General features: G+C 44.6%; 23 protein-coding genes and 4 pseudogenes. 17 read left to right on the forward strand and 10 right to left on the reverse strand.

The window, feature by feature from the left end; translation table 11 throughout:
* Window positions 1–5 precede the first annotated feature (5 nt).
* Together JCM16159_RS00885 and JCM16159_RS00890 are read right to left on the reverse strand one after the other, a co-directional pair.
* Window positions 6–559 (reverse strand): annotated as a pseudogene (locus tag JCM16159_RS00885) (GNAT family N-acetyltransferase).
* Window positions 560–609: 50 nt separating this feature from the next.
* Window positions 610–1041: a signal peptidase I gene (locus tag JCM16159_RS00890; RefSeq protein WP_054856630.1), complete on the reverse strand. Its 432-nt coding sequence runs from the start codon at window positions 1039–1041 to the stop codon at window positions 610–612.
* Window positions 1042–1128: 87 nt separating this feature from the next.
* On the opposite strand from JCM16159_RS00890, the pseudogene thsA reads away from it, so the two are divergent.
* Together thsA and JCM16159_RS00900 are read left to right on the forward strand one after the other, a co-directional pair.
* Window positions 1129–2789, forward strand: a pseudogene (thsA, locus tag JCM16159_RS00895) (thermosome subunit alpha).
* A 58-nt stretch (window positions 2790–2847) separates the two neighbouring features.
* Complete coding sequence (locus JCM16159_RS00900) at window positions 2848–3201, forward strand: DNA-directed RNA polymerase subunit K (RefSeq protein ID WP_054854385.1); 354 nt, start codon at window positions 2848–2850, stop codon at window positions 3199–3201.
* A gap of 2 nt (window positions 3202–3203) precedes the next feature.
* On the opposite strand, the gene JCM16159_RS00905 is transcribed toward JCM16159_RS00900, so the two are convergent.
* Window positions 3204–3548: an arcadin 1 gene (locus JCM16159_RS00905; protein WP_054856631.1), complete on the reverse strand. Its 345-nt coding sequence runs from the start codon at window positions 3546–3548 to the stop codon at window positions 3204–3206.
* Between the two features lie 137 nt (window positions 3549–3685).
* Between JCM16159_RS00905 and JCM16159_RS00910 the strand changes: the two genes are divergently transcribed.
* Window positions 3686–4183 carry a hypothetical protein gene (locus JCM16159_RS00910; protein WP_054856632.1) on the forward strand — a complete coding sequence of 166 codons (498 nt, stop codon included), beginning with the start codon at window positions 3686–3688 and terminating at the stop codon, window positions 4181–4183.
* 10 nt (window positions 4184–4193) lie between these two features.
* The gene (locus tag JCM16159_RS00915) at window positions 4194–4766 is read left to right on the forward strand and encodes an ATP/GTP-binding protein (protein ID WP_054854390.1); all 573 of its coding nucleotides are present in this window, start codon (window positions 4194–4196) and stop codon (window positions 4764–4766) included.
* 57 nt (window positions 4767–4823) lie between these two features.
* On the opposite strand, the pseudogene albA reads toward JCM16159_RS00915, so the two are convergent.
* Together albA and JCM16159_RS00925 are read right to left on the reverse strand one after the other, a co-directional pair.
* A pseudogene (gene albA / locus JCM16159_RS00920) lies at window positions 4824–5106 on the reverse strand (DNA-binding protein Alba).
* 159 nt (window positions 5107–5265) lie between these two features.
* A complete protein-coding gene (locus JCM16159_RS00925) occupies window positions 5266–5520 on the reverse strand; it encodes a hypothetical protein (protein ID WP_243665466.1) in 255 nt (84 codons plus the stop codon).
* 72 nt (window positions 5521–5592) lie between these two features.
* Here JCM16159_RS00925 and JCM16159_RS00930 point away from each other — a divergent pair, with 72 nt between their 5' ends.
* The 12 genes from JCM16159_RS00930 (at window position 5593) to JCM16159_RS13255 (ending at window position 13429) form a co-directional block, all read left to right on the forward strand.
* The gene (locus tag JCM16159_RS00930; protein ID WP_054856633.1) at window positions 5593–5925 is read left to right on the forward strand and encodes a hypothetical protein; all 333 of its coding nucleotides are present in this window, start codon (window positions 5593–5595) and stop codon (window positions 5923–5925) included.
* A 6-nt stretch (window positions 5926–5931) separates the two neighbouring features.
* A complete protein-coding gene (locus JCM16159_RS00935; protein WP_054856634.1) occupies window positions 5932–7242 on the forward strand; it encodes a heat-shock protein Hsp70 in 1311 nt (436 codons plus the stop codon).
* A 71-nt stretch (window positions 7243–7313) separates the two neighbouring features.
* Window positions 7314–7796, forward strand: coding sequence for a hypothetical protein (locus tag JCM16159_RS00940; protein ID WP_243665467.1), 483 nt, complete (start codon window positions 7314–7316; stop codon window positions 7794–7796).
* The gene (locus JCM16159_RS13220) at window positions 7772–7999 is read left to right on the forward strand and encodes a kinetochore protein SPC24 (RefSeq protein WP_243665468.1); all 228 of its coding nucleotides are present in this window, start codon (window positions 7772–7774) and stop codon (window positions 7997–7999) included. The genes JCM16159_RS00940 and JCM16159_RS13220 overlap by 25 nt, the downstream gene beginning before the upstream one ends.
* Entirely contained in the window at window positions 7992–8168 is a 177-nt protein-coding gene (locus tag JCM16159_RS13225) for a hypothetical protein (protein ID WP_243665469.1), read from the forward strand. The genes JCM16159_RS13220 and JCM16159_RS13225 overlap by 8 nt, the downstream gene beginning before the upstream one ends.
* Window positions 8152–9246, forward strand: coding sequence for an AAA family ATPase (locus JCM16159_RS13230; protein ID WP_243665470.1), 1095 nt, complete (start codon window positions 8152–8154; stop codon window positions 9244–9246). Before JCM16159_RS13225 ends, JCM16159_RS13230 begins: the two co-directional genes overlap by 17 nt.
* Window positions 9247–9263: 17 nt before the next feature.
* Window positions 9264–10142: a hypothetical protein gene (locus tag JCM16159_RS13235; RefSeq protein ID WP_243665471.1), complete on the forward strand. Its 879-nt coding sequence runs from the start codon at window positions 9264–9266 to the stop codon at window positions 10140–10142.
* Complete coding sequence (locus tag JCM16159_RS13240; RefSeq protein WP_243665472.1) at window positions 10139–10621, forward strand: AAA family ATPase; 483 nt, start codon at window positions 10139–10141, stop codon at window positions 10619–10621. The genes JCM16159_RS13235 and JCM16159_RS13240 overlap by 4 nt, the downstream gene beginning before the upstream one ends.
* 62 nt (window positions 10622–10683) lie before the next feature.
* Entirely contained in the window at window positions 10684–11370 is a 687-nt protein-coding gene (locus JCM16159_RS00950) for a dihydrodipicolinate synthase family protein (RefSeq protein ID WP_243665473.1), read from the forward strand.
* Complete coding sequence (locus JCM16159_RS13245; RefSeq protein WP_243665474.1) at window positions 11352–11522, forward strand: hypothetical protein; 171 nt, start codon at window positions 11352–11354, stop codon at window positions 11520–11522. The genes JCM16159_RS00950 and JCM16159_RS13245 overlap by 19 nt, the downstream gene beginning before the upstream one ends.
* Before the next feature lie 100 nt (window positions 11523–11622).
* A complete protein-coding gene (locus tag JCM16159_RS13250) occupies window positions 11623–12495 on the forward strand; it encodes a hypothetical protein (RefSeq protein WP_243665475.1) in 873 nt (290 codons plus the stop codon).
* A gap of 334 nt (window positions 12496–12829) precedes the next feature.
* Window positions 12830–13429 carry a hypothetical protein gene (locus JCM16159_RS13255; protein WP_243665476.1) on the forward strand — a complete coding sequence of 200 codons (600 nt, stop codon included), beginning with the start codon at window positions 12830–12832 and terminating at the stop codon, window positions 13427–13429.
* 159 nt (window positions 13430–13588) lie between these two features.
* Here the strand turns inward: JCM16159_RS13255 and JCM16159_RS13260 are convergent, their stop codons facing one another.
* Window positions 13589–13735: a hypothetical protein gene (locus JCM16159_RS13260; protein ID WP_243665477.1), complete on the reverse strand. Its 147-nt coding sequence runs from the start codon at window positions 13733–13735 to the stop codon at window positions 13589–13591.
* 294 nt (window positions 13736–14029) lie between these two features.
* On the opposite strand from JCM16159_RS13260, the pseudogene JCM16159_RS00960 reads away from it, so the two are divergent.
* Window positions 14030–14616, forward strand: a pseudogene (locus tag JCM16159_RS00960) (DUF99 family protein).
* Here JCM16159_RS00960 and JCM16159_RS00965 read toward each other — a convergent pair.
* The 4 genes from JCM16159_RS00965 to JCM16159_RS00980 form a co-directional block, all read right to left on the reverse strand.
* Window positions 14603–14926 (reverse strand): hypothetical protein, encoded by a 324-nt coding sequence (locus JCM16159_RS00965; protein WP_054856635.1) that lies wholly within the window; start codon window positions 14924–14926, stop codon window positions 14603–14605. The pseudogene JCM16159_RS00960 and the gene JCM16159_RS00965 overlap by 14 nt on opposite strands.
* Before the next feature lie 119 nt (window positions 14927–15045).
* Complete coding sequence (locus tag JCM16159_RS00970; protein ID WP_054856636.1) at window positions 15046–15660, reverse strand: hypothetical protein; 615 nt, start codon at window positions 15658–15660, stop codon at window positions 15046–15048.
* A 3-nt stretch (window positions 15661–15663) separates the two neighbouring features.
* Window positions 15664–16005 (reverse strand): hypothetical protein, encoded by a 342-nt coding sequence (locus JCM16159_RS00975; RefSeq protein WP_243665522.1) that lies wholly within the window; start codon window positions 16003–16005, stop codon window positions 15664–15666.
* Window positions 16006–16210: 205 nt separating this feature from the next.
* Window positions 16211–17134, reverse strand: coding sequence for a DNA double-strand break repair nuclease NurA (locus JCM16159_RS00980; RefSeq protein WP_054856638.1), 924 nt, complete (start codon window positions 17132–17134; stop codon window positions 16211–16213).

Below are 17134 nucleotides of genomic sequence, written 5' to 3' on the forward strand. Positions count from 1 at the left end.
TATCATCACTCAAAGTTGTTTAGCGGCCTAGCCATTATGTAGGCATCTTCACCATCATGATAATAACCCTTTATTAAGTCAACTACCCTATAATCCAACTTCTTGTAAAGATTAATGGCAGGCGTATTTGAAACCCTAACCTCAAGATAAACCTCCTCAGCGCCGTAGAAGCGCTTCATAGCCTCATGCCCCTAATCATCATGTTATACGCAATGCCCAACCTCCTCGCCTCAGGTAATACGCCAATTGAAATAACGTGACCCTTCCTAGTCGGCTTACCCTTCCAGATGTAGCTCCAACCAAACTCGACCCTATTCATCATGTAACCAACCACATCACCTTCAAGCTCAGCCACTATGAAGGCCTTGGGAAAGCTTCTATAGTGTTCCACGAAGAAGAACTCTGGGTAGTTCTCAGGCAGCACCCTCCTGTTTATCATGACAACAGCATTTAGATCCGTTATCTCAAACTCCCTAAGCACGAATACCCTGCCATCCCTACCCCTTATGTACTCACGACCACTCAACTTAGTCGTTATATCCCGAACATCCTCTCCCATTAAAATCCCAGAGTCGCGAGACTTAATACGTTTTTCCTCATAAAATATCATTACCTATCAAGTAGGTATGCTGGGATTACAACCAGTATAATGAACCCTAGGGTATACAAGGCGGCGGTGGGGGTCCTGTATGAAAGGCTTAGAAAACCTAGCTGAGGTATTACAAAGACCACAACGCCAACAACATCATTATATGGTACTGGCGGATCAGATAGTGAATTTGCATCACCCTTAAAGGTGTATATGCATCCCTGGGTATTCTTGATGGCTATTACCCTATGTACTATATAGTCGTAGTATATTGGTGAGTAGTAAATGGCCACATGTCCCAGAAGTGAACCACAGGATCTACCTGGTGGTACCATTACTACTAGATCGCCAACCTCGAGTGTTGGCTCCATGGAATACGAACTGACCACCGCCCACGGTATTATAAATAACGACATAACCACAAGCATTATTAATAAATGCCCCAATCCCATTGCATTGGCTGTAGCTATTGCGGTACTTATTTTTTACTCGCCCTTTTTGGAGAAAGGTTTTTATAGAAGTGCTTTACGGAGACGCCGATGAGCAGCGGTACACAGCAAAAGGGAGGAGTACCAGTGATGGTTCTTAAGGAGGGTTCACAAAGGACAACTGGCGCGGATGCCAGAAGGAGCAACATAATGGCTGCCAAGGTAATTGCCGAGATACTATCAACGAGCCTGGGGCCCAGGGGAATGGATAAGATGCTCATTGATGCCTTCGGTGACGTAACAATAACCGGCGATGGAGCCGCAATACTCAAGGAGATGGAGGTTCAACACCCAGCCGCTAAGTTACTCATTGAGGTTGCCAAGGCCCAGGACGCAGAGGTGGGTGATGGAACGACGACGGCCGTAGTACTGGCTGGCAGGTTACTGGAACTCTCTGAGGAGTTATTGGATGAGGGTATTCACCCAACAATAATTATTGATGGTTATAAGAAGGCCATGGACTACGCAATACAGGTCGCCAATGAAATCGCCCAACCAATAAATGCCGAGGATAAGAATCAACTGGCACTTGTTGCAATGAACTCACTGAGTAGTAAGATTGTTGCCGAGGCCAGGGACTACCTGGCAAAGATCGCCGTCGATGCCTCCGCCATAGCCGTGGAGAAGGTTGGTGATAAGTACAACCTTGACCTAGACTGGATTAAGATCGAGAAGAAGAAGGGACAGTCACTCTTTGAGACGCAGCTGGTCCAGGGTATTGTGCTTGATAAGGAGGTTGTACACCCAGGAATGCCCAAGAGGGTTGTTAATGCAAGATAGCTGTCCTAGATGCGCCACTTGAGATTGAGAAGCCCGAGTGGACCACGAAGATATCAGTCTCATCACCACAGCAGATAAAGGCGTTCCTCGAGGAGGAGTCCAACATACTGAAGTCCTACGTCGACAAGCTTGCCGAGATTGGCGCCAACGTTGTTATAACGCAGAAGGGCATTGATGAGGTTGCCCAGCACTACCTAGCTAAGAAGGGCATTATGGCCGTTAGGAGGGTTAAGAGGAGCGACATTGAGAAGCTCGCCAAGGCCACTGGCGCCAAGATCGTAACCAGCATCAAGGACATAAAGCCCGAGGACCTTGGTACTGCTGGGCTTGTTGAGGAGAGGAAGGTTGGTGAGGAGAAGATGGTGTTTGTCGAGCAGTGTCCGAACCCAAGGGCAGTAACAATACTCCTTAGAGGCGCCGCCGATAGGATACTTGATGAGGCTGAGAGGTCAATGCAGGACGCGCTACATGTAATTAGGGACCTATACAGGGAGCCTAAGATAGTGCCTGGCGGTGGCGCATTTGAGATGGAGATCGCAAGGAGGCTCAGGGAGTGGGGTAGGAAGTTACCTGGCAAGGAGCAGTTAGCAGTGCTTAAGTTTGCGGAGGCTCTTGAACACATTCCGACGATACTAGCCCTAACCGCTGGCTTAGACCCGGTGGACGCTATTGCCGAGCTAAGGAGGAGACATGATGCTGGTGAATTCGATGCAGGTGTTGATGTGCTTAGTGGTAAGATTGCCAACATGACCAAGATCAATGTTGTTGACCCACTGTTGGTTAAGACCCACGTGATTAGGAGCGCCGCTGAGGCTGCAATAATGATACTCAGGATCGATGACATAGTCGCAGCTGCCCAGACAAAGACCGGCGGTGCTGGTAAGTCAAAGACCGAAAGCAGTGGCGAGGAGAGTGAATCAAAGTCTGAATAATAAAAATTTGGCGTTCATAAAGTTAGATTTTTAAACAAATTTATTTCCGTATTCTTCAATGTCATCGTCAAATCAAACCTCAAATTCAATCCTTAAGGAGGATGCATTAGCCGGTATTTTGGGCATTGTTAATGACTTGATTAAGGGTAAGTTGACGTATCCACCGAGGATAACTAAGTATGAGCTCGCCAGGATAGTGGCGTCTAGGGCGAAGCAATTGGCCATGGGTGCTCAACCACTTATTAACCCACAGGAGTTGGGTACGTATGACCCAATCGACATTGCTATTGAGGAGGTTCGTAGAGGATTACTCCCGTTTATTATCGTTAGGACGTTACCAAACGGTAAGCACGTGAGGATTAAGCTGAAGGACTTACTTGATTTAAGTAGGGAATTTGACGTAAAGTTATAACACTAAATTTTAACCAACTCCATTTTGCCATTATCTATCCTAATCTCCACAGCATCTCCGACATCCAGCTTGGGGCCCAGTGCCTCGGCCTCGTCCTCATTAAGCCAAATTAGGAGTCTGGGTATTGGGACCTTACCGCTCATTAATGGGCCAACCATGGGCATTGATCTAAGTAGCTGTTGGACGAGGGGCATCACGTCCCTCATCATTTGCGATGCCTCGTCAGTACCGGTAATGACCGGACCTGGTGTCTCCCTCTCCTCAACAATTTGTATTGCTATCATTTTACTGCCGGTTGGATCAGTAACCAGGGTCTTACTTACTACATAACCCTTTATTGTTATCATCCGTATTAACCCACATCATGCATTTAAAAAAACTTATTAGATATAACCTATGCTCTTTCGACGTTTGAAATTATTATTGTCTTAATCAATATGAATGGAATCGAAAGACTTAAAAATTATATTAAATAGAAAGCATTGTGGATAGTGATATTCAAAGAATCATAAATGAGGTTAAGTTGTCAGCTGAGGGGATAGTTTCAGAAAGTCCTGATCAAATAAGGGCTGTTTACATTATGGATAAGGATGGCACGGTAATAACCTACGTCACAAATACCATGCTAATTAATGCTAGTAGTACATTCCTTGCAGCGCCTAGGTTTATCTCGTCATTAAAGGGCCTAGTGTCGGCACTACCTATTGGAGGAATTAATTACGTACTGATGCAGGGTATTGAGGGCATTATTCAACTAATGAGTATCAAGGATGTGGGGTATATAATGGTGATAATTAATTCTGAGGCATCAATAGGTCTCACCAGGATAATACTTGAGAAATACGCTGACAAGCTATACGGCTTATTAAGGAAGTTACTTAGCGCCAGCGAGGAAGAAATTGTTGAGGTTGTTAATGTTGAGATAACGCCTAAGGATATTGAAGATGTGATTAACTTCATAAGGAGTAAGGCCGCCATATGAGGTGAATAACATGCCAGTGAAGACTATAAAGATAGTAATAGCTGGACCCTACGGTGCCGGCAAGACAACATTCGTAAAGACCCTAAGTGAGGTATTACCTATCGATACCGAGGCACCTATAACGAAGGGACTTATGGATAACAAGAAAAGTACTACTGTGGCCTTTGATTACGGTAGGATGAAGGTTAGGGAGGACCTTGTCGTGCATTTATTCGGCATTCCCGGCCAGGAGAGGTTTAGTTTCATGTGGAAGATAATTGCCAGGGGTATGCATGGTTACTTGTTCATAGTTGATAGCTCGAGTGAGGAGAGGGTTAAGGAGGCCCTGGGTATGTATAACTTCTTTAGGGAGAACTTCCCATCAACGCCGCACATAATTGCCGCGAATAAGCAGGATATACCCACCGCAGTAGATACGTTTACTATTAAGAATATCTTAAAGGCGCCGTATGAGGTTAAGGTAATGCCATTAATAGCCACTAATAGGAGAAGCGCGTTGTTCGTCCTTGTGACACTTCTTGAAGAGATTAAGAATTATCTTGTTGAAATGACGAAGTATAGCAATGAAGAAATACAACAATAATAAATTAATTTATTGTATTTATTTAGTTTTTGAAGTTCTCGTTGATGTTTTGTCTCCTTAGACTCTCTCAAGCACTATCTCTATTGCCGCAACGGACCTCTCCTTTCCTCCCTGCCCAGTTACCTTGTCGGTCAGTAGCTTTATGTCACTTATCCTTACCTGGTTTGGTAGGAACCTATCCCTTATCATTACTGCCGTTGAGACGGCCCTAGCGATGGCACCGCCCCTGGCCTTTAGTATTACCTTCTTGGCTCCCGCGTTGAAGCTCATTACCGTGGCTATTACGTAGCTTGTGGTTGGTTTTTTTACCCACTAGTATTGTGGTTTCCTGCGTGCTCATACCTCTTTCGCCGTATTCGGTACCTCCCCAACCCTTTAAAAGCTTAATCCTAATTACCTAATCGAAAGCTTTATGGAGTAGCCACCATTCAATTTACTAAGAAGCTCGGCACCATTAATTACGTAACCAAGTACATTAATTTGCTCACCTAAGTCAACATTACCCAACGCGATTACTAAACTCCTTTTTTTTAACCCAATAACCAACCTCATATGGCTTTAGGCCAGTCCTCTTACCCTCACTAACTAAGCCAAGATCTAGTGGTATTAGTATGACTTGGCTATACTTTATCGCATTTGCCCTTGCTGGTAATGACTTACCTAACCTAGCGTATGTCAGTGGGGATAGGGCTGGCTCCAACCTAACTACAATGTTTCCAAGATCCTTAACCTCGAGGATTAACTCACTCTCCATAATACTATGCACCTTATAATCTCGTCACAAGAGGCGCAATCTCCTTATAAACCTTATTGCTAATAAACTTACGTGAGCTGTCAGGAGTGTAAGGTTGGCGAGGTAAAGGATGAGGATGACGTTATTAGGGAGGGACGTAAATTCATATCATGCATACTGAATAGCCTTAATCTTAAGTTCATAGCCATAGATAATGGGATTAAGTATCAGGCGATGTATTACGTGGAGACCACAAGCGAGCATTTAAAGGACGCCCTTGATCAAGTGCTCAATTGCCTTAATGGATCCATTAACTCATTGCCGGATAAATTAAGAGATTATTTAAAGCCCAGGGTTAAGGCGTTTGATGATACGTACGTAATAATGTTTAATAATGAGTTCGTAGCAATAAAGGCGATCTGGTGATTCGGTATGATTGATGAGAGTAAGTATAAGCTTAACTACGTGTATGCGGAGGACTTCGGTACTGGGTATTTTAAGTATGGTCCAATATCTCTTAAGGACAGGCCATACATGATTCAAAGCCGTGGGTTATTCCTTAGGGATTTACCAGAGAGCATTAAGTTACTGGTGCCTAAGGAGGTTCTTGAGAGGGGTGTCGTGGTTGGCGATGACATACCTAAGTACTTAAGCTCCATTAGGGATGCCATCAGGAACCTGCGTTATCCACTTAAGGATGGCGTTATTAGAAGAGAAGATGAGGATTCCTGGAAGATAATTAAGGAGCTTGCTAGGTATGGTTTCTCGCAATTCTACCCGGACTTTATTAAGAGACCTGATTTTAGGGGTCTCTTCCTTGTCGTTGCATTATCGGCATTGGCGCCTGACTACATGAGGGATAGGATGATTGAGGTTCATAAGGAGATCGATGAGGAGTTTGACGGTAAATTACTCCAGGCGGTGACCATAATTGATCAACCCTTTGCCGTTGCAATCGCCGAAAAGGCGGTGACTTGCACTGTTATTGAGGCTGGGCATGGCAATATACAACTCGTGCCGATTAGCTATGGGCCGATTAGGGAGGGAATCGTGGCACTTAATAGAGGTGGTGCGGAGGCAAATGCGGTTACTAGGGAGGTCCTTAAGGACTCGGGCTATGGTGACTTGGCTAAGGATGATTACGTGGTTGAAATTGTGAAGAGAGCCGTTGGCCTAGTGCCGAGGAATCTAGACGATGCCATTAAGAGGGCTAGGGAGGATCCCGATAGGTTTGCGGTTAAGGTTAGGGTTAATCCGCTGGTTGAGGTTGAGTTGAGGGATACTGCATGGATGAGGTTCCTGATTGGCGAGGTTATATTCAATCCAAGGCATGAGGTGTTTACGAGTTATATTCAGCAGGGTAGGCTCGTAATTGAGGATGCCACGGTTGGTGATATGGTGTTTTATGGCGAGATGGATATTGCTGAGGCATTGATAACGAGTATTAGGAAGGTTCCTGTGGAGATTCAGGATAAGATAATGAGCACGATAATACTTAGCGGTGGTGCCTTTAATTGGTCTGTGCCGCCTGGTCTCGAGGATGTGGCTGTTAATAGCGTGGATAAGATCAGGTTAACGGTATCAGAGAGACTTCCAGACCTAGCTAATAAGTTAAGTATCAGTATCGTTAAGGATCCGCAATTCAGTGTTTGGAAGGGGGCCATTATATACGGCTATGCACTGCCCAGTAACGTGAAGTGGAATGAGAGGACTAAGGAGGGTTGGTATTACCTTCATCAATAGGCCCTTTCATTCTAATCCTATGATTCAATTAGGTTAAAAAGTGAGTTGTTAATTAGTAATGTGTAGGTGTAATGAGTATTGAGATTGCAAGGAAGCTTCTTGAGGAGTGGCTATTGCAGAGGGGTTTCAGGGTAGTGGATAAATTGAGTGAGAGGGAGGTCGTGCTCATGGAGGGTAATAACACGGTCTACCTCAGAATATCGACCGAGGAGTTCCCAACGGAGTCCTACATAATTGATGAGCTTAGTAATGTCATGAGAAATAGGTTTAATTACAATAAGGCGTATATAGCGTTTCCACAGAGCGCCAGGGGATTAATCAATGGTAAACTATTCAGGAGTAACAGGGTTGGCGTTTATATTTATGACCTATCATCAAGTGATCCTGAAAGAGCCGTGGAGGAGTTAATACCGAGCATACCAATACAGCTACAGCAGGGTATTGATGAAAGTATTAAGAAGAGAATTGATGATCTCGAGAAGGCGATTAATGACGTGAGGAGTTCCTTATCGGGCATCAACATTCAGCATTGGCCAAGGACATTAATGAGTTGAGGAATAGGGTGATGAGGATTGAACAAACAATTAATGAATTAATTGAACGCCTCAATAGGCTCGAGAGTGTTGGACCGCAAGGCACAAGAACGTCTAATACCGCTGCGCGGGAGGGCTCGACAATTAGTAATGAGTTACCTGACTTCCTCAGTAACAATCCATGGATTGAGGTGTTGAGGAGGAGGGGTGGTGGGAATGGGTGAGCTTGATGAATTAATAATTAGGTTCCTGAGGGAGAGGCTCGGGCAGGATGCTGAATTGGCTATTAAGCTTTACATGGCTTATAAGGAGGGTGGTAGGAGGGGCGTTATTAAGGCGATTAATGAGGAGTTGAGTAAGGTTGGCGTTGAGGTGGGTGAGGGTGAAGGTTAGGATTAATGAGTTAATCATTAGGGACTTCAGGGGGTTTAGAGGTGAGCATAGGGTTGTTTTTAATGACGGTATTAATATAATTCATGGACCCGTTGGATCTGGCAAGACAAGTATTGTTCAGGCGATTGAGTATGCGCTCTATGGAACCCAGTTGGAGGTTAAGGAGAGGGTTTCGAAGTTGGTTGACCTAATAAATGAGGATTCGAATTCCTCACTTGTTAGGCTAGTGCTTACTGGTGGTATCGAGATTGTTAGGGAGCTTAAGAGGTCTGGTGAAACTGCGAGGGAGAGCCCTACTGCCATAATTGACGGCACTAGGTATAAGGGCGATGATGTCAATCCTAGGGTCATAGAATTCCTGGGTGTTGATGATGATGACTTTGAGAGGCTTGTGCTAGTTACGCATAGGACCCTTGAGGCGCTAGTCTATGGTAATATCACGAAGAGGAGTTTATTCATTGATAAGTTGTTTGGGCTTGAGGCGCTTGATAATTTAAATAAGTCGTTGCCCATGTCTCAGCTTGAGGAATTGATTAATAGGCTTAGGCAGAGACTTGCCAGTGTTAAGGAGCTCCCTGAAATAATTGTTAAGTATGGCTCCATCGAGAGGGCGCGGGAGAAGGTTAATGAGCTTAGGGAGGAAATTGATAGGTTGAGGAAGGAGGAGGAGGAACTCGGTAATGCCTACAATGACTTATTGAGAAAGAGGGAGGAAATACTGAAGAACTTCAGGGGTGTTGAGGAGGTATACAGTAATTATATCGCTACTAGGATTAGGAGGGAGGGCCTTGAGCAGGAGCTTGAGAGGGCGGGCATTAAGGAGGTTAATGAGACGAGCATTAGGCTTAGGCTTGAGGAACTTAGGGATTCATTGGTTGAGAAGCTTGAGGAGTACGCACTTGTTAATGAGGCTGATGAGGTTAGTAAGTTAGTGATAACTAATGATAACCTGGCTGAGGCTGCGAGAATATATACAAAGCCTTTGAGGGACTCATTAAACTTAAGGATAAGCTGGTTGAGGATAGGGAGTACCTTAGTAATGTTCGTAATGACCTCGAGATCCAGGTCGAGTCACTGAAGGCATCACTTAAGGAGTTGGAGGCGAGACTTTCCCAGGAGGAGCCCAGGGTTAGGGAGTATAGGGCGTTGGTTGATAAGTATGGTGAGCCAATTAAGGTTAGGAAGGACATTGAGGAATTGAAGAGTAGGCTTGAGAAGCTTAGTTCCGAGGAGAGCTTTAGGGTATCATTACTAAACGTTTTACAATACATACTGAGTAATCATGAGGGGAGGTGCCCTGTCTGTAATAGGCCGTTGAGTGAGGAGGATTATGAAAAAATTAAGAGGAGGATTGAGGAGTTATCGAGGAGTCGTATTGACGAAAATGAGGAGATGAGGAATAAACTGAATGAGCTGGAGAAGGCCTTAACTAATATGGAGACCTTGTTGCCCATAGTTAATGATTACGAGACCACCGTTGAACGTGCACGTGATGTTAGGTCTAGGTTTGAGGCTGTGGTCTCGAAGCTTGAGACTATTGAGAAGTCCATTAGGGATATTGATAGGAGAATTCAGGTACTTACGAGGTTTATTGACGAGTTTAGGGCTGAAATTGACGATGTTGACAGGGCAATTTCATACCTAAGGAAGTATAGGGAACTTAATTCCCTGAAGCAGCAGGAGGAGGAGTTTAGGCAACAACTCAGTGGTCTTGGTGTTGATACGAGGGCTGTAACGAGTATTGAAGACCAAATTAGGTATATTGATGAGAGGTTGACCCAGGTTAGGGCTAGGTTAAGTGATGACTCGGCGGAGCTAAGTAGGCTTGAGCTTGCACTGTCAAGTCTTGGCTTCGATAAGGAGGACCCCTCAGTGCTCAGGAGGAGACTTGACTTCCTTGAGGAATTCTACAACAGGTTGGTCAGGATTAGGCTGGTATTAGGGAGGTCCAGGCCAGGGTTAGGGATGAAATGATTAGGATTGTTAGGGACAACGTTGGCTCAATATTCAAGCTACTATACCCATACAATGACCTTGAGGGTGCGGGTATTGAGGTTACGGTTAGGGATAGGGGTGTTGTCGGAGTAGTCAGCGAATACACACTCTATGCGATTAGGCCTGGCGGTAGGAAGGTTACAATATCCAGGTTAAGCGATGGACAGAGGCTGACGATAGCCCTCTCATTCCTGCTAAGTGTCTATAGGGCCACTAACCACAATGTTGACTTCCTACTAATGGATGAACCAATACCCTACGTTGACGTGAACATTAGGAGGGCCTTTGCGGCATTATTAACTAGGTTCATTAATGAGGGCTTGGTTGGTCAGGTAATAATCACGACTCAATCAGAGGATTTGGTTAATGACATAGTGAAAGCAGCCAAGGAGGCTAATGTTAAGTATAGTGTTATTAGGCTTGTTAAGGAGGGTAATGAGAGGAGGATTGTCCAGTGAACCAATTAATTATGATTTGTAAGTAAATAGTTTTATTAAGGACTTTATGCCGAATACCTACGATGGAGGGAATATTCGTAGCCTTGGCAATACCCTTTAAAAACGGTAAATTGGATGAGGAGTCTCTTGCGAGGCACGTTGACTCACTAACGAAGGCTGGCGTTGATGGTTTTTACCCATTTGGTACGACTAGCCAGGGACCATACCTAACGCTTGAGGAGAGGAGGGAGGCCTTGGAGGTTATTTCAAGGAATACGAATAAGCAATTGATGGTTCATGTCTTCTCATTTGATTGGCAGGACGTTGTGGAGACGGTGAGGCTTGCCGAGAGGTATGGTGCGGTGGCTATCTCGTCAATACCACCAATCTATTATAGGCCAGATTATGAAACGCTGAAGAGGTACTACGAGAAGCTGTCCCAGTTAACGAAGTTACCAATATTCATCTACAACATACCGCAGAACACGGGCTTCAACGTAACTCCTGACTTAATAGCGAAATTATTAAGCGATGGCGTCAGAATAGCCGGTGTTAAGGATAGTACTGGCGATATAACGCAGATAATGGACCACGTTAGGCTAGGCATAACTGTGCTCAATGGCGCAGACTCCACAATACTGCCGGCGCTCATGGTTGGGGCAAAGGGTTGTATCTCGGCGATGGCCAACGTGCTTCCGGAGGTCATGAGAGAAATGTTCAACGATTTCAGGGCCGGTAGCTTCAGTCGGCCATGGAGAAGCAGGACCTAATAGCCAGGGTTAGGGAGTTGATCAAGGAATACCCAGGCGTTGATGGTTATTACAAGCTAGTCCACTTACTACGTTATGACTTTGGAACCGTTAAGGAACCATACCTAAGGCCACTGAGCGCTCAGAGGTGCAGAGGCTTAGGGATGGATTAATAAGGTTGGGACTAAAGCCCAGGGTGTAATGCCATTAAATTTTAAATATTCATTCAATTCGGCTCGACTATCTTTTAAGAACACCCGAAGTAAAAACTTGGTGATTAATGATTATTTGATGTCCATGGGTATCAATAGGAGGGGTATTGCAATATCAGTGCTGGCTATATCAATTACTGCCATTATCATACTCATTGCATTGAATACATTTGCTCAGTCGCTGAACCCCAAGCCAATACTAATGATCAGTACTAATGCATACCAGGTTTACTACTATAATGCAACAGCAAGGAAACCAATACTTATAGTACATGGATACTTAAGCAATAATCCAGCGCCATTAACCGTAAGCCTATTCGCCCTAGGTGAAGGGCACATTTATACAATAGGTTATTACTATGGAGTCGGCTCAGTAAACATAAGCCTAACGTCAAAGCCAATAATGGACATTGCCAGGGAGACCGTGAAAGATCTCGTCTTAAATGGGAATTCACCAAATGTGGTATGGCCATCTCTGCTTGCATTCATTACGTACTTTAATAAGTCCACAAACGAGACCAGAACTGTAGTAGTGACAATTCCGTATAGCCCAATCTGGATAATAAATAATGAATCAATAGTAATAAACCTATATGTAGACTTCAGCAGGGTAAAGCCAATAAAGGTTGACTATAGCTATGGCACTATAAATACCACTTTATCAATAATGAAATCCTCGGTTGACCCATACGGCTTCGTGGGACCATATAACTGCCTCGGAAGTACTAATGTACTGAATGCCGCTCCACCACCAACATATGCCGGTACAGGAATTATTTATTGGGAACCACGTGCCTGCGCTGGATTTAATGGCTCAATACCCATACTGTGGATTGCTTGGGGCAAGGACGCATGGAGTAACAATATTGGCGGCGAAATAGTACTGAGTATAGGCGGTTACGCTCAAAAGGCTCTGGCTATATGGAGCTGCTAATGTTCCCGGTTCTGGGCTTGAGGTTGTTGGACCAACACTACAGTTCTCAAGTAATCTACCTATTTATGGAGGCTATAACGGCTATAACTATGTTGATAATGTCTATGTACATTTCGCATTTTCGTCAAGTTCCTCGTTATCGTACTCATACCCAAACCTTTATTACTATGTCAATAGGGGACCCGACTTCCTTTACCTAGGTATCAATGGCACCCTAGCCTTAATACAGTTCGAAGGCTACTACGTCGATCAGAACGGCTATACTCATCCACTTGATGAATATGCTAATGCTACGGCAGTTATCAACCTACTACCAGGTGCCATACATAATAATGTGCTGTGGGTATGGCCGGACATTGACCTCGGCAATGGCATTGCGAGCTTCATGATGAGCCAGATAGCGCCTAGGTTCAGTTTAATTAGCCCAAGCTATGTTTATGATTATGTCTTCATTTCGAGGGATAGTAACGGTAATTATCACTATAATGGTTTATGCACGTCAAGCCCCAGTATAACCTGTACATCATCAGGATGCTACCTTTCACTAAGTGTGGCTGCATCAGCATTCAATCCTAACCCATATGGAGTGGCTGCAGAGGCGGGTTTATTCATGGCTGGTTTAATCCTTGCTTACCCAAGTGTTGGTTCAAGCGTAGCCGCGATATTTGGCGGTGATCAGTTCCTGGCAGGTCTAGCCACGTCTGTGGCCCTTGGCATAGCTGGTCTCATGGTTCCACCGCCAGGTTCCTCGTCATTCTTTTACTTCAATACTGTAGTTAACTTAGTCGCTAATTATGGCTCGGCATACTATGTGGCGTTTTACGGAACACCCATGAAGTATAGCTACGGCTCGGTGAGTAGTGAGGCATTCCCCGTGGGTATAATCATTAATTCGACACAGCCCTACCTAGGGAACATATACTGCAATAAGTAGGGTGTGCATCATGTATTGTATCAGTATAACTCCATAATCATTGCATTTTTAGTTTGAAGCGCAATATATCGGATAAAATTAGCTGGTGATTAATGAATACGATGCATAGATTAGGATCTACATTAATGATTGCATTCATAATGACTAAAGCCTCAAACATTAGTGTTCGCAACTTAGCTCTGGGTTCACCGGCATTGCCCTTGGATTAGCCGCTTTAATACCCAATTCTGAGCTTAGATGCATTAAGTACAAAGCCAAATGCGGTAAGCCATAGGCCTGCGATGCATCGATTACTGATAGGTACAAGTTCGTACCAACACCAGCATTAAAGAATTCAATCCACGTGCTTTTGTATCGTTGATGAAGTTAATGGGGGCAACGGCATACTCGCAATACTAAGTATGGCGCTACCCATACTTAATAAGATCTCAGTAATATATACGTGTAAATACGACAAGGTTATTCAAATTACTTAATGATCAAGGTTGTTAATGAGGATAGTTCCTGTAATTCCAGGGATCAATGCCTAGTAAGTATTAATTGAATTAATGTGTTAAGTATTATAACTTAAACTATGGGACATTACATGATTAAAGCAGTATGGGTACTGATTCCCTTGTTAGTAAGTCCGGCGTGAGGGCCCTTGGTATAGCCGAGAGCTTTAGGCTTGACCTTAAGTACTCGATATTGGTTGGTGTTGTCATGAGGAGTGATGGGATTATTGATGGCGTATCACTTAGTAGGACTACGGTAGGTGGTTTAGACGCTACAGATGCCGTAATAAACCTATACAAGTCATTTAATAGGAATGATATTCAGCTGTTGATGATCGATGGCTGTATAATATCTTGGTACAACATAATTGACCTGGAGAGACTAGCGAATGAGTTGGGCCTGCCATAATGTGCCTGACCTTTGAGGAACCTGGGGGTGATGTCGTAAATGCGCTGAGGAAGTTGTTTCTAAGTGATTCAGACGTGAGGGTGAGGCTTTATGAGAAGTTGGGTAAGCCTAAGGAAATGCTATTACCCGGTGGTTTGAGGGTTTACGTGAGGTTTACCGGGATTGACTATAGGACGGCTAGGACGATAATTAGGAAGTTTGTTAAGGAGGGTAAGAGGCCCGAGCCAATTAGAGTCGCAAGGTTGATAGCGAATGCGCTACTTAACTACGTTAGAGTACCTTAACCCTCTCACCGCTTAGGTATGACGCCGCGACCTCGATGTACGCTATGAATACGAGGATTAGAGACGCAGCAATTAATTGTGGGCCAACCAGGTAGTAAATTGCCCTTAATACGGCTGATATGAAGAGGAGCGTTGGTATTTCGAATCCCACAACGCCATAGCGCCTCATTGAGAACCAGAGGATGCCTGGGTTAAGCATTGGTATGCAGAGTGAGGACATTATTACAGCTATGAAGCCTATGAAAAGCGCGTGAACGACATCACCCAGCGGAACTCCAATTAATGCCAGGATTGCGGTGATTATAAGCATTGCCCTACCAAGCGATGAACCGATTGGGTAGGCCCTTGAGTATATAGTCTTAAACGCGGGCCCGAATTTACTGGGTACACCAATGACTATTAACGTGAGTAGCGAAAGTATTGCCAGGCCTATGGGTTATTGAGGTAGTACGTCATCACAGGGAGTAGGACCGCGTATGGTACATCGATGACATAGATAGGCCTTTGCCTACTCTCAACACGCCTCATGAGGCTTACGATCGACGCCACGGGGAATATTACTAGCCTAAAGCCACCTAGGTATAGGGCGATCATTAAGCTAATCAAGCCGCTTAGGAAGAATGTGTTGGGCCAGTAAAGGGGTTTCCTGCCTAAGCCACCCCTAATAATCAATAGTAGCGCGTAGTATAGCGCGAGAATAACGCCCACTATCCAGCTGAACCACATTCCCAATGCGTAAACCACGAACCAGGCAATGGCTAATAAGCCAATTAGTATTGACGCGAGTGGGCTTGGCATAACCCTCGTGAAGCCAGGGTGCTGGCTGAACATTATGCCAATGTAGAATAATACCAAGCCGCCAAGCATTAAATCCCCATGTAGGCGACCATGCCTCAACGCCAAAATGGCCGAACCAATTATGAAGGATGCCATGGAGATTATTATTAACGCCTGGGAAACCCTCATTTGGTAGATGAACCACCTCCTGTAAACGTCCTGTGGCAATTTATCGAAGGCTCCTCCAAAGATTGCCTGCTTAAGCATTAGTCACTCACCGGTGCAGGCGACCTCAGAATTAATCTCCACAGCCTTATTAAGCATGTTCCTCAGTGCATCCCTTACACCCTGCTTTATGTTGAGCTTATCGAGGCAATCAATTATGTACTTGGCCACAGATTCCGAAGGCTCCATACTGCACTGCGAACCAACGCAGAATATACAGTAGAGGAAGCTGCTCTCAACCTGTGTGCATACCTTGGATGCTTCGTTAAGGATCGCATTAGCCTCATCACTACTGAGCCTAACCATCCATGTGCCATATGTCCTGTTAAGATATGCCGAGCACTCAAACTCATCATAGAGGGCTAGGCACCTCCTAAGCTCGTTCATTGCACGCACAATATAAATCAACATCTAACAATCGAATCCCTTAATGCTTTATTTGCTTAATGGTCATTGTAAGTAAAAAGAATTAAATCCCGGATGATGCACCTTACTTGGTGATTAGGTCAAGGACGCTACTGAACATATGATGAATTGAACCCGATGATGCTTCACCTAAGGTATGAAACTCTTAAATGCGTAATTTAATTGATCAATTGCTCTTTACATACTCGTTAAGTCCCATCCTTAAGTACATACCCCTTAACTCGCTCAAGACCTCACCGCCCAACTTCTCCATTATTAACCTAACCATCCCCCTGAAGTCCGAGTTCACCTTGGCAACCCTATCAACAATGTACAGTGGAGCTGGATAACCAAGCCTCGGCATTGTTGACAATGGGGCTATACGTGATACCACGTGCTGAATCATGCCGGGCTCACCCACGTACTCAGTATATATTGGTAACGTCGCTGGTAGGTATTGAACATAAAACCCATAAACCTCCCTATCACTAACCCTACCGACCACGTAAGGCCTAGTGATTAGGGTATTTGTTGACTTATTCCTAGCTCTATACGTCTCCATAACCATATGCATTACCAAGGGCTCCTCCATCACCTGCAAAGCCTTATTGACGTAGTCCCTGAACCCACCATCAACTATCCCCTGCGAATACCTGTTACTCCTAACATCCTTAACATGACCAATCAATGGGACACTAAACTTACTCACGTAATTCCTTCCCATCAACGCACCATCAAGCAGCACCACATCTACTGGAAAGAGCCTTAAGTACTCCAGCGCGTATTGGGCCTCCATATCCAAAGCCATCCTTTCCAACTCCTCACTGGAAACGCCGAGTATAGCGTCAAACCTATTTATTATGTGCCCCTTACCGTCAGTATTCACCAGAAGGGCTATGTTAATGATCGCTATCCTAAAGCCGAGGTACGTTACCTCCGTAAACCCGGAATCAACGGCTATGAACTTAGTAAAATCCCTGCTTGGCACCACCTCGATTACATGGTCGATGAAATTACCTGCATTGTTAAGTAGGTCAAGTGCCCTATCCCTCATTTGGGCTATCCTGGTCTCAATGAGCTCCAGCATGTTTATTACTACGTCATTAAACAT

Origin of the sequence: Vulcanisaeta sp. JCM 16159 (assembly GCF_001316265.1) — an archaeon.
GTDB lineage: Archaea > Thermoproteota > Thermoprotei > Thermoproteales > Thermocladiaceae > Vulcanisaeta.